22 protein-coding genes are annotated in these 24,242 nt (G+C 65.5%); 11 read left to right on the top strand and 11 right to left on the bottom strand.

The genetic code is table 11. The annotated features are described in order from the left end of the window. Positions 1-3 precede the first annotated feature (3 nt). From GRS80_RS14385 to GRS80_RS14375, 3 genes are read right to left on the bottom strand one after another with little or no spacing between them, the layout of a single operon-like run. Entirely contained in the window at positions 4-3,771 is a 3,768-nt protein-coding gene (locus GRS80_RS14385) for an ATP-dependent DNA helicase (protein WP_160048164.1), read from the bottom strand. Further along, positions 3,764-4,840 carry a PD-(D/E)XK nuclease family protein gene (locus GRS80_RS14380; protein WP_160048163.1) on the bottom strand — a complete coding sequence of 359 codons (1,077 nt, stop codon included), beginning with the start codon at positions 4,838-4,840 and terminating at the stop codon, positions 3,764-3,766. Before GRS80_RS14380 ends, GRS80_RS14385 begins: the two co-directional genes overlap by 8 nt. Then, positions 4,833-7,055: a hypothetical protein gene (locus tag GRS80_RS14375; RefSeq protein ID WP_160048162.1), complete on the bottom strand. Its 2,223-nt coding sequence runs from the start codon at positions 7,053-7,055 to the stop codon at positions 4,833-4,835. Before GRS80_RS14375 ends, GRS80_RS14380 begins: the two co-directional genes overlap by 8 nt. Before the next feature lie 125 nt (positions 7,056-7,180). Between GRS80_RS14375 and GRS80_RS14370 the strand changes: the two genes are divergently transcribed. Next, positions 7,181-7,588: a CBS domain-containing protein gene (locus GRS80_RS14370; protein ID WP_160048161.1), complete on the top strand. Its 408-nt coding sequence runs from the start codon at positions 7,181-7,183 to the stop codon at positions 7,586-7,588. A 66-nt stretch (positions 7,589-7,654) separates the two neighbouring features. Here the strand turns inward: GRS80_RS14370 and GRS80_RS14365 are convergent, their stop codons facing one another. Then, positions 7,655-8,074 (bottom strand): hypothetical protein, encoded by a 420-nt coding sequence (locus GRS80_RS14365; protein WP_235019753.1) that lies wholly within the window; start codon positions 8,072-8,074, stop codon positions 7,655-7,657. Between the two features lie 68 nt (positions 8,075-8,142). On the opposite strand from GRS80_RS14365, the gene GRS80_RS14360 reads away from it, so the two are divergent. Continuing rightward, positions 8,143-8,487, top strand: coding sequence for a hypothetical protein (locus tag GRS80_RS14360; protein WP_160048160.1), 345 nt, complete (start codon positions 8,143-8,145; stop codon positions 8,485-8,487). Between the two features lie 182 nt (positions 8,488-8,669). Here the strand turns inward: GRS80_RS14360 and purB are convergent, their stop codons facing one another. Continuing rightward, positions 8,670-10,058, bottom strand: a complete 1,389-nt coding sequence (purB, locus tag GRS80_RS14355) for an adenylosuccinate lyase (RefSeq protein ID WP_160048159.1) — start codon at positions 10,056-10,058, stop codon at positions 8,670-8,672. Between the two features lie 176 nt (positions 10,059-10,234). Between purB and purH the strand changes: the two genes are divergently transcribed. The 3 genes from purH (at position 10,235) to GRS80_RS14340 (ending at position 14,903) form a co-directional block, all read left to right on the top strand. After that, a complete protein-coding gene (gene purH / locus GRS80_RS14350; protein ID WP_160048158.1) occupies positions 10,235-11,872 on the top strand; it encodes a bifunctional phosphoribosylaminoimidazolecarboxamide formyltransferase/IMP cyclohydrolase in 1,638 nt (545 codons plus the stop codon). 197 nt (positions 11,873-12,069) lie between these two features. Next, complete coding sequence (locus GRS80_RS14345; protein ID WP_160048157.1) at positions 12,070-13,029, top strand: hypothetical protein; 960 nt, start codon at positions 12,070-12,072, stop codon at positions 13,027-13,029. A 248-nt stretch (positions 13,030-13,277) separates the two neighbouring features. After that, positions 13,278-14,903 (top strand): FAD-dependent oxidoreductase, encoded by a 1,626-nt coding sequence (locus GRS80_RS14340; RefSeq protein WP_160048156.1) that lies wholly within the window; start codon positions 13,278-13,280, stop codon positions 14,901-14,903. 111 nt (positions 14,904-15,014) lie between these two features. Here GRS80_RS14340 and GRS80_RS14335 read toward each other — a convergent pair whose 3' ends face one another. Then, entirely contained in the window at positions 15,015-15,887 is an 873-nt protein-coding gene (locus GRS80_RS14335; RefSeq protein WP_160048155.1) for a universal stress protein, read from the bottom strand. A 111-nt stretch (positions 15,888-15,998) separates the two neighbouring features. Between GRS80_RS14335 and GRS80_RS14330 the strand changes: the two genes are divergently transcribed. After that, a complete protein-coding gene (locus tag GRS80_RS14330) occupies positions 15,999-16,775 on the top strand; it encodes an SIMPL domain-containing protein (RefSeq protein ID WP_160048154.1) in 777 nt (258 codons plus the stop codon). A 45-nt stretch (positions 16,776-16,820) separates the two neighbouring features. Here GRS80_RS14330 and carA read toward each other — a convergent pair whose 3' ends face one another. Further along, positions 16,821-17,897, bottom strand: a complete 1,077-nt coding sequence (gene carA / locus GRS80_RS14325; protein WP_160048153.1) for a glutamine-hydrolyzing carbamoyl-phosphate synthase small subunit — start codon at positions 17,895-17,897, stop codon at positions 16,821-16,823. Positions 17,898-17,999: 102 nt separating this feature from the next. Between carA and GRS80_RS14320 the strand changes: the two genes are divergently transcribed. From GRS80_RS14320 to GRS80_RS14310, 3 genes are all read left to right on the top strand, one after another. Continuing rightward, entirely contained in the window at positions 18,000-18,413 is a 414-nt protein-coding gene (locus GRS80_RS14320) for an Lrp/AsnC family transcriptional regulator (RefSeq protein ID WP_149080301.1), read from the top strand. Between the two features lie 79 nt (positions 18,414-18,492). Beyond that, positions 18,493-19,053 carry an NUDIX domain-containing protein gene (locus tag GRS80_RS14315; protein WP_160048152.1) on the top strand — a complete coding sequence of 187 codons (561 nt, stop codon included), beginning with the start codon at positions 18,493-18,495 and terminating at the stop codon, positions 19,051-19,053. 140 nt (positions 19,054-19,193) lie between these two features. Further along, positions 19,194-19,511: a hypothetical protein gene (locus tag GRS80_RS14310; protein ID WP_149080299.1), complete on the top strand. Its 318-nt coding sequence runs from the start codon at positions 19,194-19,196 to the stop codon at positions 19,509-19,511. Positions 19,512-19,531: 20 nt separating this feature from the next. Here the strand turns inward: GRS80_RS14310 and GRS80_RS14305 are convergent, their stop codons facing one another. Continuing rightward, complete coding sequence (locus GRS80_RS14305) at positions 19,532-19,849, bottom strand: hypothetical protein (RefSeq protein ID WP_343161591.1); 318 nt, start codon at positions 19,847-19,849, stop codon at positions 19,532-19,534. Between the two features lie 61 nt (positions 19,850-19,910). Then, positions 19,911-20,951 carry a zinc-binding dehydrogenase gene (locus tag GRS80_RS14300; RefSeq protein ID WP_160048151.1) on the bottom strand — a complete coding sequence of 347 codons (1,041 nt, stop codon included), beginning with the start codon at positions 20,949-20,951 and terminating at the stop codon, positions 19,911-19,913. Positions 20,952-21,028: 77 nt separating this feature from the next. Here GRS80_RS14300 and GRS80_RS14295 point away from each other — a divergent pair, with 77 nt between their 5' ends. Further along, positions 21,029-21,685, top strand: coding sequence for a molybdenum cofactor synthesis domain-containing protein (locus tag GRS80_RS14295; RefSeq protein ID WP_160048150.1), 657 nt, complete (start codon positions 21,029-21,031; stop codon positions 21,683-21,685). After that, positions 21,682-22,413: a 5-formyltetrahydrofolate cyclo-ligase gene (locus GRS80_RS14290; protein WP_160048149.1), complete on the top strand. Its 732-nt coding sequence runs from the start codon at positions 21,682-21,684 to the stop codon at positions 22,411-22,413. The genes GRS80_RS14295 and GRS80_RS14290 overlap by 4 nt, the downstream gene beginning before the upstream one ends. Positions 22,414-22,987: 574 nt before the next feature. Here the strand turns inward: GRS80_RS14290 and GRS80_RS14285 are convergent. Further along, positions 22,988-23,308 carry a CTP synthetase gene (locus GRS80_RS14285; protein WP_149080294.1) on the bottom strand — a complete coding sequence of 107 codons (321 nt, stop codon included), beginning with the start codon at positions 23,306-23,308 and terminating at the stop codon, positions 22,988-22,990. A gap of 2 nt (positions 23,309-23,310) precedes the next feature. Then, complete coding sequence (gene guaA, locus GRS80_RS14280; RefSeq protein ID WP_160048148.1) at positions 23,311-24,228, bottom strand: glutamine-hydrolyzing GMP synthase; 918 nt, start codon at positions 24,226-24,228, stop codon at positions 23,311-23,313. Between the last annotated feature and the right edge of the window lie 14 nt (positions 24,229-24,242).

Here is a 24,242-nt window from a genome sequence, read left to right as displayed (position 1 = left end):
GTATCAGTCGTCGTCTGCGATCGCGGGCGTGAACTCCTCGGGGGCACAGCCGAGCGATCGGTGCGGACAGTATCGGCAGTGCTCACCGGGGGACGTCTCCGCGTACGACGGGTCGTCGACCGACTCGAGGGTCTCGCGGACGGCAGACCACGACGGCAACGCCGCCGGCTCGTAGAGGTCGACGGCGGGCCCCGAATCACCGACGTAGACGTAGCCGACTCCCGCGATCGGCTCGTCGAACCGCTGCCGACAGGCTCGAGCGTACAGCGTCAGCTGGGTCGCGTCCGCGAGATCGATCCGCCCGGCCGTGGCCTTGTAATCGAGGACGACGAGATCCCCGAAATCGCCGTCGATCGGCGCTTCGTTGGTCTCGACCGGCGGGAGCCGTCGGATCGAGTCGACGTAGCCGACGACGTCGCCCGCCACGCCGGAGACGTTCGCGAGCGAAAACGGGCGCTCGGCGGCGAGTTGGTCCCAGTCGGCGACCGGCAGATCGAATCCGGGCGCGGTCGCCGCGAAGTAGCGATCGACGCAGTCGAGTACCGGCTCGCGATAGGCGGCGAGGTCGCGGGCGGTGAGCTGGCGGATCGCCGCCTCGCGCCACTCTTCGCTGGTTCGATACCCCCGGTAGAACGCCTCCTCCGCGACGTCGTGAAAGACCGTTCCGACGACGCGTGAACGCGAGACCGACGGACTGATCCGATCCGATGCCGTCGGGGTCGTCCCTGCCAGTGGATCGTCGATCGCACGGACGACGTGGTCGAGGTAGTGTTTCCGGGGGCAGGTGCCGTGGGTATCCATCGCGGTGTAGCTGTGACGTATGGCGACCGACAACTCCGAGGCGGTCGAGAGCGACTGGATCGGGAACCGCGTGGTCTCGGGGGTCAGCGCCGAGAGCTGTCGGCCACTCGGTACTCGAACGGGGCGGTCGGCGGTGTCTCCCCGTCGGAGAGCGTCCGCGGCGTCGGCCGCCGGCAACAACGTCCCGTCGCGAAGCAACCGGCCCAGTCGGTGGACCGTCTCGATCGCCTCGTCCGTCTCGAGGGGTTCGACGCTTCGATCGTCGTAGCCGGCGTAGTAGGTGATCGTGCCCGGACTCGAGTCCGCCGAGCGCGCGATCGCATCGGTTCGATCCGCGACGGTGTCGGGATAGCTCTCGCGAACCCGCTCGAAGCTCTCGGAAAGCGACGACCACAGCGCCATGCGCTCGCCGGCGACCGACCACTCGATCTCGGCGTGTAGACAGCCCTGTGCGGTCGAGACGCCGAGCTCGTCCTCTCCACCGTCGTACTCGTAGGGGGAGCCGAAGACGAACAGGTGGTTCTCGGCACGGGTGAGCGCGACGTGGAGCACCCGCCACTCCTCGGCGACGGTCTCGGCGGCGAGATCTGCGAGCAACGGCGAGTCGACGTCGTCGTCGTCGAGCGTCGCCGCGAGCAGTCGATACCGGGCGCGCTCGGCGTAATCGTTCTCGACACACCACTCCTCGTCGGAGAGGTAGGGGACGAGTACGGTATCGAACTCGAGGCCTTTCGCCTGGTGGACCGTCATGACGTCGATCCGGTCGTCAGATCGTGTGCCGCGAGTGCGCTCGCGTTCGCTCCCGCGGAGGGTCCGCTCGAGTCCGTCGACGAACGCCGTCGAGAGCGAGCGGATCGCCGCGTCGGACTCGTAGGCCGCGACGAAGCGCTCGAGTCGCTCGAGGTCGGCCCGTTCGTCGGCCGTCAGGAACCACTCGAGGCGGGTCAGTTCGCGGAACCGACGGACGAACCCCGGCAACGGGTAGACGTCACGCATCCGCTCCAGTTCGGCGAGATGCTCGCGCGCCCGCTCGAGGCGTTCCGAACGCTCGAGAGTCCCTAAATCGACGTCGAAGACGGCGTCGTACAGCGATCCGTCCCGACGCTGGAGCGTCTCGAGGTCGGCCCCGGGGAGGCGGTAGCGGTACAGCAACACGCGTCGAAGGTGAGCGTCCGCACCGGGGTCGACGAGCACCCGGAAGTACGACAGCACCGTCTGTACGCCGGGTGCGATCTCTCCGCGTGGCGAGCCCGAAATCTCGTAGGGGATCCGGCGCTCCTGGAGCGCGTCGGCGACGGCCTGGGCGTGGCGGTTCGTTCGGACGATGACGGCGATGTCGCCGAGCGACCGTCGGGGTACGTTCTCGGACTCGCCGTTCAACAGCCTCGAGACCGTCGTCGACACCTGTTCGGGCGTCGACAGTCCGAGCTCGTCGCTCTCGACTTTGACGACGCGATCCGGACGTGCGTTCGGACCACCGCCGGTCTCCGAGCCGTCGTCCGTTCGCTCGCTTCCCCCTGTCGTCGGCCCGCCGTCCGTCCCGGTCTCGCGGTCGACCTCTCTCAGCGTCTTCGAGGACTGTGGGCCGTACTCGCAGTGATTTGCGAGATCCAGTATCTCCTGGCGCGACCGGAAGTTGAGCCCGAGTTCGATCGATTCGTGGTCGTCGTAGCTCTCGGCGAGCCTGTCGAGCCCTTCGCGGTCGGTGCCGCGCCAGCCGTAGATCGCCTGGTCCTTGTCGCCGATTGCGAGCAGATCGGGCCGGTCGGGGCCGCTGGTGAGCGCCGTAATCAGGCCGAACTGCGTCTCGTCGGTGTCCTGGAACTCGTCGCAGTAGACCTGTTCCCACCGGGTCGCGATCTCGTCGGCGATCGATTCCTCTGTCGACAACCCGTTCGTTCCGCCTCCGGCGATCAGAGCTGCGTCGTCGCCGCGGACCAGCCCGGTGGCCGTCCGCACCAGTTCGTCGAAGTCGAGCGCGCGCTCGTTCGACAGGTGCTCGTGGTAATCCGCGTAGACGTCCACGTAGTGGCGGGCAAGCCGGAGGAACTCGACGTAGTGTTTGAGCCGTCCAAACGGGCTCTGCTCGAGTCGATCGGTCCGCCGTCCCCAGATTTCGTTGCCGAACAGCGCGCGCGGAAGCTGTTTCGTCGTCGGATCGTCGAGCGAGAGCGTCTCGATCGTGTTCGTCACGCAGCGTTGGAGTACCCGGAGGTACCGATCGACGTCACGAACCACCTCGTCGTCGCGAAACGCCGCCGGTGCCTCGGCGATTTTCTCCCGGCAGAACGAGATGAGCGTGCCGTACTCGACCAGCGACTCGCGACCCGCCTCGAGGTGTTCGTCCCGGTTGAAGAACCGAAACGCCTCGTTGTCGAACGAGAGCTCTTCGCTTGCCTGCCTCTCGAGCCAGAGGACGAACTCGGTCAACAACTCGAGCGTCCGGACATCGGGGAGGGTTGCCCGAAGCGTCTCCGGCGTGACGTCCTCGCGGCTCATCGTCCGGACGAACCGTTCGACGGCGTCGACGAGGTCGGTCGTCGAGCCGTCGCCGCCCGACGCGGCCGCGAACTCGTACTCGTTTTCGGCGAGCAGGCGGGCGACGATCCGGCGGCGCTTGCGTTCGGTGACCACCTCGAACTCGGGGGAGTAGCCCACCGCGTAGGCGTACTCCCGGACCAGCCGATAACAGAACGAGTGGTAGGTGTGGACGTCGATCGCCGCCGCAGTCTCCGGTCCGAGGCGGTCGGCGACCGCGTCACGGATGCTCCCCGCCGCCTCGTTTGCGAACGTCAACACGAGCACGCCGTCGGGGTCGATCTCGCCGCGTTCGATCGCACGCTCGAGGCGAGCGATCATCGTCGTCGTCTTTCCAGTGCCAGCGCCGGCGTCGACGGAGAGACAGGCCGCCCGGCTTTCGATGACCGTCCGCTGGTTCCCCCTCGGCTCGAGTTCGTCGTCTTCACCCATCGAACTGCACCTCCGAGGCGATGTGGTCCTGACAGCAGACCGCGTACCCACAGTCGGGGCAGGCCGTCCGCCTGACGTGGTCCCACCGATCGGTGGGATCGAACTCCCCGGCACCGATGCGTTCGACGATCGCGGCGAGGCGGCCGTCGACCGTCTCGTTTCGGTGTTCGTGAGTCAGTCCGTACGTGTGCTGGTCGACGTAGACGTCCGTCAGATCGGCGATCTCGAGGCTCGTCTCGACTGATTCGCGAACCCAGTTGACCGACGTCCGCGAGCGATCCGCGAGCGGGATCTGAACGTACCGACACGTCCTCCCGCCGAGGTCGAGGCGATCCCGGAGACGCCGGAGACCGTCGAGGACGACCGCCGTCTCGAGCAACGCGGCGACGGCGGCGGGGTCGTAGACGTCGCTCTCGCGGTCGAAGTGATCGGCGAAGTGGCCGGCGACGTCGCCCTCCCACCGGGATCGATACCGGAGGAGGCCGAGCGGGGCGAGCGTCGGCACGAACCGAGCCGCGACGAGCGACGAGCCGTCGCGGAAGACGTAGTCGACGTCGGCTTCGATCTCGATCGGGTGTGGATCACCGTCGGGACCCAGGTTGGCGGACTCCTCGGTTGCCGTCGGGGGCACCGTCCGCGAGAGCGCCATGTCTGGACCGACGACGTCGCCAATCGTCACGTCACCGCCGGCACACCGCTCGAGGCCGCCAGCGTGGTCGACTCCGACCTCTTCGACGTACGCCCGGAGCGTCGCCTCGAGCACCGTCCGCTCGTGTCGGCGCTGGGTTCGGGAGTGAAATCGCTCGTCGTGATCTGCCCACTGCTCCGACAGCGTCGTCCGACCGGACTCGAGGAGTGCGTCGTGCGTGGTCTTCCCGGTCTGTAACGCCGCGCAGATCGCTCGCCTGAGCAGATCGACCCGATCCGCGCCGCCGTTCTCGCCGGCGGACTCGAGGTCGTGGACGTGGGCAAACTCATACCGGCGCGGACACCGGAGGTAGGTCTCGACGCCGTCGACCGAGAGGCGTTCGACTGGCTGTGGGGGACCGTCCAGGCCGCCCTCACTCATCACGAATCACCTCGCCCGCCGCGAACTCGAACTGCGAGCGGATCGCCGCCGCGAGATCGGGGTCGATCTCGCCCTCGAGAACCAGGGCGATCTCACAGAACAGCGCTTCCGTCTCGCCGAGATCCGCCTCGCCCCCGGTGCTCGCCTCGCGGAGCACCCGCTCGAGTTCGCCGTGTGGCTGTTCGAGAATCGTTTCCACGGCGCTCGTCGCGCCGCGGACCGACGAGGTGGCGTCGGTGGTGACGTCCTCGAGTTCGAGGCCTGGGGTCGAGTCGATCAGCGTGAGGTAGCGTGACTCGTCGTGCGTTCGACGGAGGCCGCCCGACCCCCGTTCGTACGAACAGCAATAGAGAACGCTCTGTGCGGCCCGCGATCCGAGCGCGAGCCGCCGTCGGGACCGTTGTGCGTGGTATCGTTCGAAGGCGGTACCGACGCCGTCGTCGCTCGAGGGCGGCGCGAACGTTGAGTCGACGGCGGCCGGCGAGAGGTCGGTGACGGCGGGGTAGGTCGACAGTTCGCGGAGCCAGGCCGTCGGGAACAGCTGGGTGAGAAACTGCTCGCCGGGGTAGATCTCGTCGATCAGGTCGAGGACGAAGACGACCTCCCGCGAGTCGTACTTCAGGTCCTCGATCGGTCGAACCGCCACGCCGCCAGTCGGCGCTCGGGCGTCGACCGTGTGGACGTACGGTGCGTCGTACCGGATCGTTCGCCGGAGCATCCGCCGAAGCCCCCGCCAGTCCGGTCCGACGAGATCCGTCTCCTCGACGAAGCGGGCGATCTCGAGCACCCGTCTGACACCCTCGTACTGTTCGCGGGCGTCGACCCACTCCTCGGTCGCGGCGATCCGTCCTTTCAGATCGGTTTCGAGTATCCACCGTGCGAGCGACCGCGAGACGCCCGTGCCCGAACACGTCTCGAGCAGTGCGGGCGAAAAGTCGTCCACCCGCGCTCGCAGACGCTCGAGTGCGGCGTCGTGATCGTCGTCCCGTCGGCGGTCGTAGCGGTCGGTTTCGACGCCGCCGCGGGCGCGTTCACACTGGACCGTCACGAACGCGTACAGTTCGTTGACCGCCGGATCTTCGGCCAGCGACGGCGTGCCGATCGTCGCCGTCGGCACGCCCGCCTCGCGCAGCGCTCGCCGCGTCTCGGGAACCCGTTCGATCCGCGGGACGGCGACCGCGAACTCGTCGTATCGCCAGCCGTGGCGTTCGCGCAACGACCGGATCTCGGTCGCAACGGCCCTGATCTGGTCGCGTTCGGTCCGCGTCCGGATTCGCTTCGCTCGACCCGACCGTCCCGCGGTCGATTCGCCGGTCGCGAGAAATCGCGTCAGCTCGTCGTGTGGCGCCCGATCGCCAGATCGGCCCTTCCCGCTCGTCCCCGACGAACCATCGTCCGCGGTCGTCTCCTCGAGCGTCTCGATCTCGAGACCGTCGCCGACGACGTCCTCGATCCGTCCCGTTTCGACTCGCGTTCGTTCGACGCTTGCGTGGCGCTCGCCGAGACAGACGAGGTCCGCGTCCTCAGAAAGCGCCGCGAGATACCGACGGTCGAGCCGGCGATACTCCTCGAATTCGACGGCGAGAACGGCGTCGACGGAGTCGGTCACGCGAGTTCGGAGCCCGTCGACGTTGGCCTCGAGTACCTCGACTGCACGGGGAATCACGTCCGCCCGCTCGACGTAGCCTCGGCTCGCGATCTCCTCGTGGAATCGGTCGTTGATCGCGTAGAGGAACGCGAGACAGTCGTGTGGCGACTCACCCCCGCTCTCGAGGGCGTCGAGGCGGATGCCCTGGCGTGTCGCCTCGAGCAACAGCTGGCCGACGTCGCGGACGAAACTCTCGTGTGTCGACGCCCGCTCTATGTACGCCGGGACGTCCCGACTCGTGCCGTCGATCACGAGCGAGATGAGTTCGATCCGCTCTTCGTACTCGAGGCGGTCGAGCGTCGGGTCGAACTCCTCGACGACCTTGGAGGCATGTTCGGGCACCGATTCGACCCGCGGCGAGCGGGGTGAGCCGGTCGTCGCCGCAACGTCGGAGAGTTCCGTCGTCATGCGCTCGAGGCCGGCCGGGTGACGTTTCAATACGAGCACGTTTCGCGGCCCGTACTCGTCTGCGAGGGCGGCGTACTCGGCGGCGACCGAGTCGACGGGATCGCCGATCGGTCCGGGACGGAGTTTGCACGTCCCCTCGAGGGGAGGGTCGGTTGACATCTCTGACACGTCACCGTGTATGTTCGAATTTGTATTTAAAGATGTGTAGAACGTCCGGTGAGGTGACCGATAGCACAACTCACCGGTTCGACAACCCTTATACTATGCAAGGGAAATAATGCAGTATGCAAGATATTTTCGTCGCACGAGTCATGTCCACGTCGCTTCGGACGGTAACGCCGGATACGCTCGTCGAAGACGCGGGTCAGGTAATGCTCGAGAACAATATCGGCTCGGTGCTCGTCGTCGACGACGACGGCCACCTCGAGGGAATCCTGACGACGACGGACTTCGTCGACATCGTCGCACAGAGCTATCCGAAAGCGGAGACGACCGTCTCGCGGTATATGAGTACGGACGTCGTGACGGCCTCCGCCCAGGACAGTATCCGAGATGTCGCTGATCTGATGGTCGAAGAGGGGTTCAAACACGTCCCCGTCGTCGACGAGGAAGAAGGGGCAATCGGAATCATCACGACGACGGATCTCGCTTCCTACCTCTCACGGGTCCACTCGCCCAGCCCCAAAGAGTAGTCGGCGACGGTCGGTCGAGCCACCGTTCGATCGACGCGGATAGCGGTTCGTCCGGGCGACGCTCCGTCAGTTCGAGGACAATCGCGACCGGGCTGGCACACATCGATCCACCAGCCCCGATCGTCGGTGCTCAGGACCGCTCGTCATCCGACCGTCGGTTCCGACCTCGTTTTCGCGCATCCATCGAACCGTCTCGTCGAGGAGATCCCAAAGCGTGCGACTCTCCTCGAGCGTCAGCGCTACGTCCGCGTGACCGGTTCCGTGATCGCCGGCCATCGCGTCGATGCTCAGCAGTACCAGTCCGTCGCCGCCTGTATCCGGCCGCACGGAGACGTCGCCTCGAGCCGGATACTCCCGGGGCAGGCCGATCCCGAGGTCGTACTCCCCACGCGTGACGCCAACCCTGATTCGGTCGAAGTACTCGAGGTCGAACGAATCCGTCGGATCGTCCCGACCGTCACGGCTGTCGTCCACATAGGAGAACAGTCCATATCAATTCTGTCGTGGTACACGCCAACCGTGATGGACGTTCCGCCACGAGTCCCACCCCGAGTATGTCCAACAAGCCGCCATCACCCTCCATTACGTCCCCATCGCCGACCGAATGCGACGGCGACGACCGCGTCGTCGCGACCACTCCAGAACTCGTCGCGAGTATCGAATCGTCGACCGGCCACCAACTCGAGGAAGCGGCTCTCGAGGAACTGTTGATCGTACTGGATCGAGCCGACTGTCTCGAGTGGGTATCGGTCACGCGAACGGGCGACTACGTCTGGGATCTGACCGATACCCCGGACCAGATCGCCGCCGTCGTCGCCGACGTCGTCGTCGAACAACTGTGTTCGTGGCTCTCGGCGTCAGGACGCGGAACGTCCGAGGCGGGGATCACCGACGAGTGAGAAAACGTCTCTCGCCCGGTATCGAACTGACTCTCGGTGACCTCGTGTGACGCACTGTCCTTGACATCCTCCCCGCGCTAAACCAGTCGACGCCGACGTCCGTATCGATATCCCGCTGAAAGTTATCGGCGGTTGCGTTCCACCACTCTTCGACGTCTTTCGTCATACTACAGGAATCGCGCTCACTCGAGTCCGTCGACTAGCTCGCTCGCGACGCCGGTGTAGCCGGTCGGCGTCAGCGCGTGCAGTTCCTCGCGGACGTCCTCGTCGACCTCGAGGTCGTCGAACATCGCTCGGAAGTCCTCGAGGGTGACGTCCTTCCCGCGGGTGACGGCTTTGACCTGCTCGTAGGCGTCCGCCTGGCCTTCGCGTCGGAGGATCGTCTGGACGGCCTCGCCGATAATTTCTGGCGTCGACTCGAGGTCCTCGCGCATGACGGCCTCGGTGGGGACGACCTTCTCGAGGCCGGCGGCGGTCTTCGAGTAGCCGATCAGACAGTGGGCGAACGCGGGGCCGATGTTGCGTTTGACCGTCGAATCCGAGAGGTCACGCTGGAGCCGAGAGGTGGTGACGTAGTCGGCGAGGAAGGTGAGATCGGAGTTGGCCTTCGAGAGGTTACCCTCGCTGTTCTCGAAATCGATGGGGTTGACCTTGTGGGGCATCGTCGAGGAGCCGGTCTCGCCGGCAACGGTCTCCTGGCCGAGGTAGCGATCGGAGACGTAGAGCCAGACGTCGAGGTCGAGATCGAGCAAGACGTCGTTGGCGCCGCGGAACGCGTCGAACAGTGTTGCGAGGTCATCACAGGGATTAACCTGTGTGGTGAGTGACTGAAACTCGAGGTCCAGCCCGTCCGTGACGAACTCCGCTGCGAACGACTGCCAGTCGACCTCGGGATAGGCGGCGTGGTGGGCAGCGTACGTTCCGGACGCGCCGCCGAGTTTCCCCCGCAGGTCGTCGGTCGCCTCGCGGATGCGGCCGGTCGCACGGCCGAGGCGAGCCGCGTAGACGGCCATTTCCTTGCCGAACGTCGTCGGCGTCGCGGGCTGGCCGTGAGTTCGGGCGAGCATCGGGAGGTCGCGGTACTCCCGTGCCATCTCGGCCAGCGAGTCCTGGACCTCGTACAACGCCGGAAGCAGGACCTCGTCGACGGCGTCGCGGACGAGCAGCCGGTGGGCGAGGTTGTTCACGTCCTCGCTGGTCAGTCCGAAGTGGATCCAGGCCGAGGCGTCGCTGTCCTCGGGAAGTCGGTGGCGAACGAAGTACTCGGCGGCCTTGACGTCGTGGTTCGTCGCCTCGAAGCCGGCGTGACCCTCCGTCTCGAGTTTCTTGATTAGCTGGGCGTCCTCCTCGGCGAACGTGGTGTAGAGGCCGCGCAAGTGTTCTCGCTCGTCGCTATCGATCTCGAGTGGCGTGGCCTCGAGGTCGGCGAGTGCGATCAGGTACTCGACTTCGACTCGGACGCGGGCGCGCATGAGCGCGGCCTCACTCGCGTACGGCGACAGCGGTGCGGTCCGTCCACTGTACCGTCCGTCGAGCGGCGAGACGGCGTACAAGGCGTCGGTGTCGGTCATCGTCCGACTCTTTCCAGCGCGGTCCAAAAGCGTATCGAAACCCGAGCCGGAAAGGGCCACGTGTATGCATACCCAGTGGATCTAGAGGCGAAATACCACAGGAATAATGCAGGAACGTGAATACCACCAGCGTCGAGACCGCAATCACTTTGTCGCTCGCGGGTGGCGATGCATCTATGACGCGAATCGCCGGGATGGCCGGCAACCGGGGGCGCAACCTGTTGAACATCGCCGACAGAGAACCGGGCGGAGCCGAACTCGAGGTGATTCTGACGAACAGCGAGGACGCACCAGTCCTCGAGTCCGCGGCCGAGCGCGGGATTTCGACCGAGGTCGTCCCACTCGCCGACGATATGGACCGCCGTGAACACGAGGAGGCGGTGCTCGAGGCCTTGAGCGAGTACGAGTTCGACCTCATCTGTCTCGACGGCTACATGCGCATCCTCTCGGATACGTTCCTCTCGGAGGCACCGACGACGCTGAACGTTCACCCATCGCTGTTGCCGTCGTTTCCCGGCATGGACGCCTGGGGCGACGCCCTCGAGGCGAGCGTCTCGGTGACGGGCTGTACGGTCCACGTCGTGACGGACGCGACCGACGACGACGGCGATGTGCTCGAGAGCGAGGTCGACGCCGGCCCGATCGTCACGCAGGAGCCGATTCCGGTCTACGAGGGCGACGACACGGAGAGCCTGAAAGAGCGCGTCCTCTACGAGGGCGAGTTCCGTGCGTACCCCCGCGCCGTGAAGTGGTTCGCCGAGGATGCAGTAGATGTCGACGAAGCCGCCGGCGAAGTCACGGTCGAGGCCGACGTGGCGACCGTCGACGACGCAGACCACGGTGGTCTTCCCGGCCGCCGCATCGTCTCGAGCGACCGCCTCGATACGCTTCGCTACGGGGAGAACCCACACCAGGACGCCGCTGTGTACGCCGATTACACCTGCGAGGAGGCGAGCGTCGTCCACGCCGACCAACTCAACGAGGGTGCGAAGGCGCTGTCGTACAACAACTACAACGACGCCGACGGAGCCTTGAACCTCATCAAGGAGTTCGACGAGCCTGCCGCGGCGGTGATCAAACACACGAACCCCGCGGGCTGTGCCACCGCGGACTCCCTGTCGGAAGCGTACGAGAAGGCGCTCTCGACGGATCCGATGAGCGCGTTCGGCGGCATCGTCGCCCTGAACCGCGAGTGTGACGCCGACACCGCCGAAGGGATCGTCGACTCGTTCAAGGAGGTCGTCGTCGCCCCCAGCTACAGCGAGGGGGCGCTCGAGATCTTATTCGAGAAGGATAACCTGCGCGTACTCGACGTTGGGGAACTGGGCGAGCGCACCGGGCGCTTCACCGAGAAGCCTCTGGTGGGCGGTCGGCTGGTCCAGGAACGGGATCTGCAGTCGATCTCGGTCGACGACTTAGAGGTCGTCACCGAGCGCGAGCCGACCGAGGCGGAACTCGAGTCGATGGTGTTCGCGTGGCAGACCCTGAAACACGTGAAATCCAACGGGATCCTCTTCGCAGACGGCACTGAAACGGTCGGCATCGGGATGGGGCAGGTCTCCCGCGTCGACGCCGTCCGTCTCGCGGCGATGAAAGCCGACGAGCACGCGGAGGGCAAAGACGCCGAGGGGGCCGTGATGGCCTCGGACGCGTTCTTCCCGTTCCCGGACGGGATCGAAGAGGCCGCGAAGGCGGGCATCGGGGCGGTCGTCCAGCCCGGCGGCTCGGTCAACGACGACGACGTGATCGAGGCGGCCGAGGAACACGGCATGGCCATGGCGTTTACGGGACAGCGATCGTTCAGACACGATTAGAACCGCGACGGCGAACGGGGAACGAATGGTGACCCGTGAGCAAACTGAGAAAACAGCGATTTTGATTTGGTGGGTAGATAATGGCTCCTCGAGCAAGCCACAGCAATCGTTCGCCTGTCGTGACCGGTCCGAGCGGACGACAGTTCGAACGATCACCGACAGCATTTACGGTCGGTGCTGGTGTGCGAGTTCGTGGCATGAACGGCGAACGCAGTTCCACGACGATTCGGCGACGAGCGCTTCTCTCGACGGTCGGATCGGCGGTGGGCGTCTCCGTGGTGGGGACGACGACGGCTCGAGGCGCGGAGCTGGGGGGAAGCCGGAGATGTCCGGACGCGACGATTCGGACCGACATGGACCACTGCGAGGACGCAAGTATGGAGGGCTGTGCGGACGACCATCCGGAGACGATCGAACTCAGGGAGCAGGCCAGTGAGACGATCGACACCCGATACCCGACAGTCGGGAGTCTGCTCGAGGAGGATTTTCTCCCCTACTTCGACGTCAAACGCCCCGGAGCGACGGCGGGTTGGTCACACTGGCTGAGTCCCGAGTACATCGGCGACGATGCGCTGGTCGATCCCGACCGACCCGAGTCGATTCTCGTCGACAACGAGTCCTGGCGGCCGATCGGCGTTATGTTCATCGCGACCGTCGACGGCGATCCGGTCGACCCGCCGACGCTCTACGCGGCATCGGGGTCGGCCAGCGGGGACTCGATCGACGACGGAGCGAACGGCGACTCGAGTGGTGAGGGGGAAGATAACGGCTCGAGCCACGGTGAAACGGATCACGTGGAAACAGATCACGACGGGGCGGGCGACGAGAAGCGGTGTTCGCCGTGGCACTACCACCGCGGATTGCCCGGACGGCTGGCGTGGGCGTACTACCGACAGGTGCACGAACGCGATTACGAGGAGGGGGAACTCTCGATTCCGTGCCGGGCGCCGTATATGATGCACGTCTGGACCGTCCCACATCCCGAGGGCGTGTTCGCCCACGACGCGCCGCCGCCGGAGTATCGCGGTGGTCTGCCGGTCGCGGATCCCGGGTTCGAGACCGACGCCGATCCAGAAGAACAACAGCTGGGCTGGGACGCACTCCCTGAGCACGCGGTTCCGGACCGGAGACCTCGAGATCTGCTGACCTCGTGGTGAAGTGGGCGAAGTCAGACGCTGACGACGGGGATCGACACCGCTCGAGGCTGGGGAGGCCGTCGTCCTTCGAGCGGGGATATGGGACCCCCATGCCACCCGTTATCAGACCTCCTTTCGATTCACCGACTGGACTGGTCGACATCCCTCCGGCGACAAAGCGCGGATCTCGCTCCCCGTCCACCCGTAACCGATCGAGACCACCTCGTTAGGGGTGGCCGTTAATCCGTTCGCCGCCGTAGGACGGGTTAATGACGACGGTTCTCGTGATCGGCGGAGGAATCGGCGGCCTCACGACGGCCCACGAACTCGCCGAGTGCGGCGTCGACGTGACCGTCCTCGAGGCCAACGACCGTTTCGGCGGGAAAGCACGATCGATGCCGATCGACGACGGCCCCGCCGCGCTCCACGGCGAGCACGGCTTCCGGTTTTTCCCCGCGTTTTACCGCCACGTCGTCGAGACGATGGCGCGGATCCCGGACGGAAGCGGGACCGTCGCGGACAACCTCGTCGAGACCGAGGCGACACTGCTGGCGAGCACCACCGGTCCCGATCGAGTCGCGGAGACGGGGACACCCGACTCGGTTCGTGGCTGGCTCGAGGCGCTCCGGCCGGCGTTTGCCGACGAGTTACCGGCCCGCGACGTACACTTCTTACTCGAGCGGCTGGCGTACCTCCTGACCGCCTGTGAGAAACGGCGGGCGGAGGAACTGGACGACGTCTCCTGGTGGGAGTTCACCGACGCCGAGAACCGCTCGCCGGCGTTTCGGGATCGACTCACCTCGACGACGCAGTCGCTGGTCGCGCTCAGACCCAGGGCCGCCAGCGCGCGCACGATGGGGACGATCTACCTCCAGTTGCTGTTCGGCCAACTCGATCCCACCAGACCGACCGAGCGGATCCTGAACGCGCCGACGAACGAGGCCTGGATCGACCCCTGGCTCGATTACCTCGAGGACCTCGGCGTGGACCTCCGTCCGAACACCGCCGCCCGGTCGCTCTCGTTCGATGGTCGTCGGATCGACGGCGTCGAACTCGTCGACGGGACGACGATTTCGGCCGACGAATACGTCCTCGCGGTCCCGGTCGACGTCGCACCGACGTTCGTCACGCCCGAACTGGCCCGCGCCGCGCCGGAACTCGGCCGGATCGAGCGCCTCGAGACCGCCTGGATGAACGGCATCCAGTTCTACCTCTCGGTCGACCTCGAGTTGAGCCCCGGCCACCAGGTGTACACCGACTCGCCGTGGGCGCTGACGTCGATCTCCCAGCGCCAGTTCTGGACCGACTACGACGTCGACGAGCGGGGACCGGACGAGGTCGCCGGCGTCCTCTCTGTAATCGCGTCCGACTGGAACACGCCCGGGATTCTGTACGACAGGCCGGCCCGGAAGTGCACCCGCGAGGAGATCGCTGCGGAGATCTGGGCTCAGCTACGAGCGCACCTTCACACCGCGGAACCGGAACTCACCGACGACGTGCTCGTCGACTGGTTTCTCGATCCCGCGATCGTCGAAACCGACGGCGGCGTCGAGAACCACTCGCCGCTTTTGATCAACACCGTCGGCTCGCTTCGGAACCGTCCCCCCGCCGACGTCGGCGTCGAGAACCTCGTGCTCGCGGGGGACTACGTCCGAACGAACTCCGACCTGGCGTCGATGGAGTCGGCGAACGAGGCCGGCCGTCGGGCGGCGAACGCGATCCGTCGCCGGTACGGAATCTCCCAGAGAGCGACTATCTGGGAACTCGAGGAACCCGTCGTCTTCGAGCCGTTCAAGCGCGAGGATCGGTTCCGCTACCGCCTCGGACTACCGCACCCGGCGGAAGTGACGCAGTCGTTGCGGTCGGTGACGGCACGGCTCGGCGGACGGTCGTGACCGTTCGGTCTTCCGTTCGATCGCGTCCGAGCCTCCGTTCGACCGCGATTCGAACGGCGGTTTTTCGGGAGCGGCGGACGGCAACCCGCCTGAATCGTTTCGAGGGTTCTCCTACCGAAACAGCGAGCCAACGCGATCACGAGCCCGTCGCCGGAGCGCACTCGAGACGGGTTCGTGCCGTTTCACCATGAGGACCGTCCCGTCGGCCTCGCGTCCGATCGTCTCGGGGACGTCACCTACGAGGACGCGCCGGAAGAGACCGCCCTCGGCGGCCCCGACGACGGTGACGTCGTGGCGCTCGCTTCGCTCGACGATCGTCTCGACGACCGGCCCCTCGAGGACGGTCTCCTCGACGGAGCTGACGGCACCGAGTTCCGGAGATGTCCGCGTGAGCAGGTCTCGAGCGTCGCCAACGACCGTCTCGGTCCGGTCGGAAACGACGGTGAGCAGTTCGACGCGGGCGTCGTGCGTGCGGGCGAGCGAGCCGGCGATCGACGCAGCAAGCCTCGTGTTCGGACCTCCCGCGACGGGAACGAGCACGGAGGAGACGGATTCGCGATCTCGATCGATGCGCTCGACCAGGACGTCAGACGGCGCATCCTCGAGAACGGCGTCGATGTGGCTGCCGAGAACGACGTCCCGCCGTCTCGGTTGGCCGCGCCACCCGAGCAGTACCACCTCGGCGTCGGCGTCCGTTGTGACGCCACAGATGCCACTCGCAACGCTCCGTGCGAAGCGGATTCGGCCCGATGCGTCGACGCCGTATCCGCGGACGCGGTCGACCGCGTCGTCGACGAGTTCCTCGCGATCGCCGGTCTCGAGGGAGGTCCGTGCCTGGGAGAGCGACAGCTGCATCGGAACGGTAACCACCGAGAGGACGAGAAGCTCGAGGTCGCGGTCGGCCGCGAGATCCACGGCGGTGTCGAGTAACCGGTCTGCAGTCTCCGGATTCGCGACGGGGACGAGGAGGCGGTCAGCTGACATTGTGTGCGAGTATCACACGATTAGATATAAGCACGCCGCCGGGCTGTACTCGGTGAAAGAGGGGTTTTAGCTTGCGGAGGTAGTTTGATACATCAGCCCGTTATCGAGCGTATGGACCGACGACAGTTTCTCGCGATGTCGGCGGCGGGCGTCACCGCCGCGACGGCAGGCTGCCTGGAGACCGCACTGGGAAGCGATTCGAACGACGGGCCGGCCACCGAAGGATCGATAACCGGTTCGGCGACCGGCGATTCGGCGGGTCGGACGATCGAAGTGAGCGCGAACGGAGAGGTCGAGACCGAACCCGACGAGGCGAGACTCCGGATCGGCGTCGAGGCGACCGGAGAAAGCGCCGACGAAGTCGAAACCGAACTCGCTGAACGGGCCGACGACCTGCGAGAGGCGTTCGACGAACTCGAGATTCCCGACGACGACGTCGAGTCGGGTCGGTACACCATTCGACCGGAGCGCGACGGAAACGGATACCAGGGTGCACACAGCTTCCAGGTTCGCCTCGAGGCCGTCGATCGAACGGGAGAGGTCATCGACGCGGTCACCGCGGCCGGTGCCGACGACGTTGGACGCGTCAGCTTCGGGTTGAGCGACGAGAAACGCGCCGAGTTGCGAGGCGACGCGCTGGATCACGCTCTCGAGAACGCCGACGAGGAAGCTCAACACATCGCGGCCAACCGCGGTGTCTCGATCACCGGGACGAAGTCGGTGTCGACCAGGAACGTCGACGTCGTCCCCGTCCGCGCCGACGGGTACGCGGTCGCCGAGGCGGACGACTCCGCTGCCGGCGCGACGCCCCGGACCCAGATCGACACCGGATACGTCACCGTGAGCGCGTCCGTCGAGGTCGTCTACGGCTTCGAAGACGCGGGCTGATCGGTCCTGAACTCGAGCGACTACGAAAATCGAAACAAGGGTCGATCAGTCGTCAGCTGGAACGGCCGTCGTCGCGTGCGTCTCGGCCATCGCGAGGACGTCGTCGAAGAAGTCGAGGGTGTCCTCCGGGCCGGGGTTGGCCTCGGGGTGGTACTGACGGGTGATGATGTCGTGTTGGATTCCGTCGAGTCCCTCGGGCGTGTCGTCGTTGACGTTCACCTGGGTGATCTCGAGGTGGTCGCCCGGATCGTCGACCGTGTAGCCGTGGTTCTGGGTCGTCATCACGACCTGACCCGACTCGAGGTCGAGGACGGGCTGGTTGACGCCGCGGTGACCGAACGTCATCTTCGCAGTCGTCCCGCCGAGCGCTTCGGCGACGATCTGCTGGCCGAGGCAGATGCCGGCAACGGGCGTCTCCTCGACGAACGCCTGAACGAGCGAGATCGCGTCCTCGTAGTTCGCCGGGTCGCCGGGGCCGTTCGAGATGAACAGGACGTCGGGATCGAGCGCGTCGACGTCGGCAGCGGCGACGTCGTAGGGCAGGACGTGAACCGTCGCATCGCGGTCGAGCAGCGAGTCGACGATCGATCCCTTCGCGCCACAGTCGACGAGCGCGACGTCCGGTCCGTCGTTGTCCGCGCCGTGGACGATCGGTTCGTCGACGCTAACCTGTGTGCCGATATCTGTGTGTTCGCTCATCGCCTTGCAGGCCGCGAGTTCGTCGAGCGCGTCCTCCTGGGTGACGTCCTCGCCGACGGCGATGCCACACTTCATCGCGCCGCCGTCGCGGATGTCGGTGACGACCTCCCGCGTGTCGAGGTGATCGATCGCCGGAACACCTTCGCTCGCGAGCCAGTCGGCGACGTCTTCGGTGAGTTCCTTCGCGAGCACCGCTCGCGGGTGGACGCGGTCGTCCTCGAATCGTTCTTCTCGAACGCCGTAGTTGCCGATCAGTGGGTACGAGAACGTCAGGACCTGCTCCTCGTAGGAGGGGTCCGTCAGGCTCTCCTCGTATCCCGTATACGCCGTCGTGAAAACCAGTTCGCCGTGTGCTGTTCCCGGAGCACGACCACGCCCCTCGAGTACGTGGCCGCCTTCCAACGCAACGTAGGCCGCTGTCATTACGATCTACGTATCGGATACACCGGCATAAGTGTTGTCTTCGAAGCTGAGTTACGAAATTCGTAATGGGTAAGTGAGCGCCGATCGTACGATCGGATCTCTATGGACGACCTGGACCGACAGATCCTCGATAGCCTTCGACGGGACGCCCGGACGCCCTACACCGAGATCGCGGACGAGGTCGGGACGAGCGAGGGGACCGTCCGCAACCGCGTCGAACGAATGATGGACGACGAGATCATCGAGCGCTTTACGATCTCGACTCGGACAGGCAACGTCAAAGCGATGGTCGAGATCAGCGTCGCAGTCGATGTCGACACCAAAGCCGTCTCCGAACGGATGGCAACCTGGGAAGAGGTCGATTTCGTCTGGATGGTCTCCGGCGAACAGGATATCGTCCTCGTCGTCGACGCCACCGACACCCGCGGCGTAAACGATCTCATCACGCAGGCACGCGACCAGGAGGAAGTCGTAAGCACAAAGACACGTCTCATCCTCGACGAGGAACTCGGCTGAGTATCGTCGACGCTCGTCCCGCCACCGACAGGTACCGGAAGGCGATACTGGTTTCAGGCGGCTCTCCGATTGGGAGAATATGACCACACCACAGGAAGAACTCGACCACGAGAACGCCACGCAGGACGTTATCGCCGTCGACGAAAACGACACCGAACTCGAACTCGTCAACCGACTCGAGGCACACACCGGAGACGGGATCCGTCACCGGGCGTTCACCTCGCTGGTCTTCGACGAGGACGACAACGTCTTACTCGCACAGCGTGCACCCGACAAGCGCCTCTGGGGAACCCACTGGGACGGTACCGTCGCCTCCCACCCCATCGAGGGCCAGAGTCAGGAGGAAGCGACCCGGGAGCGACTCGAGGAGGAACTCGGCATTACGCCCGACCAGTACGACGAGGTTCGCCTGACCGACCGCTTCGAGTACAAACGCTACTTCGAGAACGCGGGGGTCGAACACGAGGTCTGTGCAGTCCTGAAACTGACGCTGACCGATCGTTCCCTCGAGCCGAACGAAGAGGAGGTCGCGGGGCTGATGTGGGTGCCGTACGAGCGCCTGTCCGCGAACCCGGAGTGGTACCGACAGCTCCGACTCTGCCCCTGGTTCGAGATCGCAATGCGACGAGACGTTCGCTAACGCCTCGAGGCAGGTTCGGGTCCGACCGGGTAAACCTGGACGTATTCCGCGAAGTGTTATATGGTATCATGCAACAAGGCTTATTACCGTACTGTTCGTATCGTCCCGTGAGGACCGACGGAATCGGTCCGTGTGACGAAATGAGTTCCCCACCACCGGAAACCGAGACGCACGAAGTTGTGCTCTCCCGAGAAGAACGATGGGTCGTCCACCACGTCGTGGCAATCCGCGTCGACGACGCGCTCGACGCCGAGGAAACGCCGCCAGCGTGGGCAATCGACGTATTCGAAACGATCGAATCCGACGACGAACCGGAGACGTTCACCCACCGACAGATCCGCCGACTCGCGGATCTGCTCGCGGACTATCTCGACTCCGAGGAGACCCCTCAACAGGACCTCGTCCACGGATCCGCCGTCCTCGAGCGCCTCGAGGATGTCACTGGCGCTCGAGCGTAAGAGCGCCAGAAGCTCGCGTTTTACGGTCTCGTCGTCGCCCAGACGGCCGTCACGGCGAGCAACACAGCCGGAACGAGCGGCAGGATCAACAGCGCGAACAGGTAGCTCACGTCGGGCGGCCACAGGACGATCGCGAGCGGGGAGACGACGAACGCGAAGACGATGACGGCGACGAGTAGCCATCCCCGCCGGTCGAACTCGCGGTCGGCATCTGCGGGATGTACCGGCCGGTCGGTCCAGTCGTCGTCCGCCGGCCCGTCCGCCTCCTCCCGGCGCTCGCCGTCCTCGTCGAACGCCGAAGGATCGTGGACGTAACCGCCGTCGTCGCTCGAGCTCACGAGCGTCCCTTGTCGCCACGGGAGCAAAGTCCTCACGGTTTGCTCGGTACGTGTCGACCCGTTACAGTTCGCTGTCCGGACGAACCACGACCTTGCCGAACCCCTCGCGACCCTCGATGATCTCGTGAGCGCGAGCCATCTCGCTCATCGGGAGCACGTCGCGGATCGCGGGCTCGACCGTGCCGTCCCAGACGAGATCCATCACGTCGTCGACCTGTCCCGGTGTCCCCATCGTCGAACCGACAATCCGCAACTGGTTCCAGAAGATCCGTGGAATGTCGGTCTCCGGGTTGCCGCCGGCCGTCCCACCGCAGGTGACGAGTCGACCGTTCTTCGCGAGGCTCTTGATGGAGTCTCGCCAGGTCCCCGCACCGATGTAGTCGACGACGACGTCGACGCCCCGTTTGCCCGTCTCCTCGCGGATCCAGTCCGCGAAGTTCTGCTCTTCGTAGTTGACAACGTGATCCGCACCGTGATCGCGCGCGTACTCGAGTTTCTCCGCCGTGCTTCCGGTGGCGTACACCTCCGCGCCAGCATAGTCGGCGATCTGGACGGCCGCATGTCCGACCCCACCGCTGGCGCCCAGCACCAGCACGGACTCGCCGGCCTCGAGATCCGCCCGATCGATCAACATCCGCCACGCAGTCTGAAACACCAGCGTCGACGCACCTGCGGTGGTCCAGTCGACGCCGTCGGGAACAGGGATGAGGTTGTCCGCGGGGACGGCCGTGTACTCCGAGTGGACGCCGGTAACGTGCTCGCCGAGGAGGTGGAAGTTGACACAGAGCGTCGGGTCTCCGTCGCGACAGAACTCGCAGTCACCACAGCTCACCCCGGCACTCACGGCGACTCGATCTCCTGGTTCGAACCGCGTGACGTCCTCACCGACCGCCTCGACGACGCCAGCCGCGTCGCTCCCCGGAACGTGGGGCATCTCGAGGGAGAGCGTCGGCAGCCCACGGCGAACCCACACGTCGAGGTGGTTGAGCGCGCCCGCTTTCACGTCGACGAGCACCTCATCCTGGCCGACTTCGGGGTCTGGATACTCGCCGTACTCGATGACATCCGTGTCGCCGTGTTCCGTGATCTTGACTGCCTGCATGCGTCACGACGGACGGAAACGCCACCCATAATGGTTCGGTTGATCAGCGTTTTCCCGGTGGATACCGAAGCCGTCCCATGAACGAGACGAACGTAGAGACAGGTGTGGACGCGGCCGACAGCGACGTCACCGAATCCGACCCGCCACTCGGCGTCGGCGTCGTCACCGTCGCCTCGAACCGGACGCTCGAGTCCGACGCAGCCGGCGAAGCGATCGGTTCGGCGCTCGAGGAGGCTGGCCACGAAGTCGCGACGAGAGAGCACGTCGGACCCGACCACGATCGCGTCCAGTCGATCGTCTTGCGTGTGATCGAACGCGACGACGTCGACCTCGTCGTCACCGCGGGTGCCACGAGCGTCGAACCGGACGACGTCGCCATCGAGGCGATCGAGCCGCTTCTGGACAGAGAGCTTCCGGCGTTCGGCGACCTGTTTACGATGCTCGCCTACGAGTCCGTCGGAACCCGCGTCGTCGCGGCGCGAACCCTCGCGGGCGTCGCCGAATCGACCCCGGTTTTCAGCCTGCCGGGGAACGCCGAGGCCGCCCGAATCGGCGTCGAGGAGATACTCCTCCACGAAGCGCGCCACCTCGTCGAACTCGCGCGTGGCAACGGCGGCGCGGACGACGATGGGACCGATGACGACGATCAACCGCAAAACGACGAGACGACTCCGATCGACGCCGAATCGCGAAACGGCGACGGAACCGACGACGCCGAACCGCGAAGCCGATGACAAGCGAAACGGACGACGACGCCGAGAAGGAAGCCATTCGAGGGCGGGTCTGGGACGACCTCGAGGAGAGCGCAACGGCCCGGTTTCCGTTCCCGCCTCACGGCCGAATTCCGAATTTCGCCGGCGCGAAGGAAGCGACCGAACGGCTCGCGGACCAGCCCGAGTGGGAGGAGGCGACGACGATCAAGACGAACCCCGACGCGCCGCAACTCCCCGTGCGACGACGGGCGCTCCGGGACGGAAAGACCGTCTACATGGCCGTGCCGCGGCTGCGCGACGAGCGGTGTTTTCTCGAACTCGACCCCGACGTGCTCGAGGACTACGACGAGGCCACCACCGTCTCCGGCTCCGCGAAACACGGCGTCCAGGTCGGGCCGGACGCCCTCGCGCCGATCGACCTGATCGTCGCCGGAAGCGTCGCCGTCGCCGACGGCGGCCGTATCGGAAAGGGAGAAGGATACAGCGACCTCGAGTACGCTATCTGTCGAGAACTCGATCTCGTCGACGAGACCACGCCGGTCGCGACGACCGTCCACGAGCGACAACTCGTCGACGACGACCTCGAGTTCGACGCACACGACGTCCCGATGGATCTGGTCATCACGCCCGAACGGACGATCCGTCCGGACGGCGACGCGCCGCCGGGTGGGATCGACTGGCGTCTCCTGGACGAGAAACGTCTAACGGAGATCCCAGTTCTCAGTCGACTTCAAAAACGGCAGTCGTAACTCGCGGATGGAACGTCCAACCTGGGACGCAACGCACGTCCCAGGGGTGCCAGAACCGCAGGGTGTGACGCAGGCCGGTGCAGTAGCCCGCGTCGGGAACGGTATGGCAATGGTGGGGGAAGGGTGCTGTGGTGGGATTGCTGGAAGTCACGGGAACAGGCGTGGGGTGCCTTGGTGGGGTCTACCCGTCGACCTCCATCACATGCTACCGGGGAGAACTACTTGAACGGGGATGACGGTATACCGTTCTTACACCGAATTCCCTCGCAGTTAACCCGGATTCAATTCTCCGATATCGGGCGATAAACAGTTCATACCTCGAAATCAGGAATTTCTTAATAGTTTTTCATCCTTGGTAGTCGGCGTCGAATGGAACGAGGTATCGAATACGGTTCGAGTCGTCGGTGCTCGGGTCCCGCCGGTTCGCGTGTCAGTCACAGTACTGTCCGTCAGTTCCGGTCAACCCGCTGTCCGGTCGCGGTTGCGCTGGGAGATCGGGACAGAAACCGTTCATACGGATCGCGATGGGTCTCCCGGTCGATCGCAGACCGGCAAGCAGTCATCCCAAACCGTATCAGTCAGTTACCTCTTCGGCGAGGACGATCGGATCGATCAGCTGCGGATCGAGAGCGAGGTCCAGTTGTCCCCTGACGAACTCCGGAACCGTATCCCGCGCGTAGACGACGGTCCGGATATCATCGTTCAAATCGCAGACGATCGGGATCGTCGTCGCCTGGCCGACGTCCGTCAGCACGTACAGCTCCGCATCGACGATTCCAGCGGTTTCGAGCTCTGGACGCGAGACGACGCCCTCGAGACGACTCACCGTCGCGCCTTCGGCCTCGAGCGCCGGCGCAATCTCGTCCTCGTCGGGTCCGGCGACGATAACCTCCATCGTCACTCGTACTCGATGGTCGCCGGCGGTTTGTGGGTCACGTCGTAGACGACGCGGGCGACGTTCTCGTTCGTTCCAGTGATCCGCGACTGGATCCGCTGGAGGGTCTCCCAGTCGATTTCCTGGGCGCGGGCGGTCATGCCGTCACGAGAGTCGACCGAGCGGACGGAGACGACCCAGCCGTGAACCCGGTTGTCACCCTTGACGCCGGTCGCCTTCCCGATCACCGCGGCGAGTGCCTGCCACGGCTCGTACTCCTCGAGTTCCTCCTCGACGACGTGACAGGCGTGGCGGGCGACCTCGAGTTTCTCCTCGGTGACCTCGCCGATGACGCGAACGGCGAGTCCGGGACCGGGGAACGGCATCCGCTCGGCGACGATTTCGTCTAGCCCGAGGTGCCGGGCGACCTCCCGGACCTCGTCCTTGTAGAGGTCGCGGACGGGTTCGACGATCCCCTCGAAGTCGACGACCTCGGGGAGGCCGCCGACGTTGTGGTGGGACTTGATCCCGCCCTCGCTCTCGATGCGGTCGGGGTAGATCGTCCCCTGGACGAGGTAGTCCGCACCTGCGTCTTTCGCCTCGCGTTCGAACTCGCGGATGAACTGCTCGCCGATTATCTTGCGTTTCTCTTCGGGGTCGGTCACGCCCGAGAGGGCCTCGAGGAACCGGTCTTTCGCCTCGACGACGCGAAGCGACTCCATGTAGTCGAACGTCTCGCGGATCTGGTCGGTCTCGCCTTTCCGCATCAGGCCGGTGTCGACGTAGACCGGGGTGAGTCGGTCCCCGATCGCTTCGTAGGCCAGCGCGGCGGCGACCGAGGAGTCGACGCCGCCCGAGAGGGCGATGACGGCGTTTTCGTCGCCGATCTCGTCTTCGATCTCTGCCACTGCGTCCGGTACGAACGTCTCAGTGTCGACCATTAGCGTTCACCCTC

Source organism: Natrialba sp. INN-245 (genome assembly GCF_009807105.1).
Classification (GTDB): Archaea; Halobacteriota; Halobacteria; order Halobacteriales; family Natrialbaceae; genus Natrarchaeobius; species Natrarchaeobius swarupiae.
Note: the sequence above shows the minus strand (reverse complement) of the source record. Positions and strands in the feature narration are given on the sequence as shown.

Coding starts and splice junctions, on each gene's coding strand:
- GRS80_RS14385 (WP_160048164.1), bottom strand. CDS start 3,771: ATGGGTGAAGACGACGAACTCGAGCCGAGGGGGAACCAGCGGACGGTC.
- GRS80_RS14380 (WP_160048163.1), bottom strand. CDS start 4,840: ATGAGTGAGGGCGGCCTGGACGGTCCCCCACAGCCAGTCGAACGCCTC.
- GRS80_RS14375 (WP_160048162.1), bottom strand. CDS start 7,055: ATGTCAACCGACCCTCCCCTCGAGGGGACGTGCAAACTCCGTCCCGGA.
- GRS80_RS14370 (WP_160048161.1), top strand. CDS start 7,181: ATGCAAGATATTTTCGTCGCACGAGTCATGTCCACGTCGCTTCGGACG.
- GRS80_RS14360 (WP_160048160.1), top strand. CDS start 8,143: ATGTCCAACAAGCCGCCATCACCCTCCATTACGTCCCCATCGCCGACC.
- purB (WP_160048159.1), bottom strand. CDS start 10,058: ATGACCGACACCGACGCCTTGTACGCCGTCTCGCCGCTCGACGGACGG.
- purH (WP_160048158.1), top strand. CDS start 10,235: ATGACGCGAATCGCCGGGATGGCCGGCAACCGGGGGCGCAACCTGTTG.
- GRS80_RS14345 (WP_160048157.1), top strand. CDS start 12,070: ATGAACGGCGAACGCAGTTCCACGACGATTCGGCGACGAGCGCTTCTC.
- GRS80_RS14340 (WP_160048156.1), top strand. CDS start 13,278: ATGACGACGGTTCTCGTGATCGGCGGAGGAATCGGCGGCCTCACGACG.
- GRS80_RS14335 (WP_160048155.1), bottom strand. CDS start 15,887: ATGTCAGCTGACCGCCTCCTCGTCCCCGTCGCGAATCCGGAGACTGCA.
- GRS80_RS14330 (WP_160048154.1), top strand. CDS start 15,999: ATGGACCGACGACAGTTTCTCGCGATGTCGGCGGCGGGCGTCACCGCC.
- carA (WP_160048153.1), bottom strand. CDS start 17,897: ATGACAGCGGCCTACGTTGCGTTGGAAGGCGGCCACGTACTCGAGGGG.
- GRS80_RS14320 (WP_149080301.1), top strand. CDS start 18,000: ATGGACGACCTGGACCGACAGATCCTCGATAGCCTTCGACGGGACGCC.
- GRS80_RS14315 (WP_160048152.1), top strand. CDS start 18,493: ATGACCACACCACAGGAAGAACTCGACCACGAGAACGCCACGCAGGAC.
- GRS80_RS14310 (WP_149080299.1), top strand. CDS start 19,194: ATGAGTTCCCCACCACCGGAAACCGAGACGCACGAAGTTGTGCTCTCC.
- GRS80_RS14300 (WP_160048151.1), bottom strand. CDS start 20,951: ATGCAGGCAGTCAAGATCACGGAACACGGCGACACGGATGTCATCGAG.
- GRS80_RS14295 (WP_160048150.1), top strand. CDS start 21,029: ATGAACGAGACGAACGTAGAGACAGGTGTGGACGCGGCCGACAGCGAC.
- GRS80_RS14290 (WP_160048149.1), top strand. CDS start 21,682: ATGACAAGCGAAACGGACGACGACGCCGAGAAGGAAGCCATTCGAGGG.
- GRS80_RS14285 (WP_149080294.1), bottom strand. CDS start 23,308: ATGGAGGTTATCGTCGCCGGACCCGACGAGGACGAGATTGCGCCGGCG.
- guaA (WP_160048148.1), bottom strand. CDS start 24,228: ATGGTCGACACTGAGACGTTCGTACCGGACGCAGTGGCAGAGATCGAA.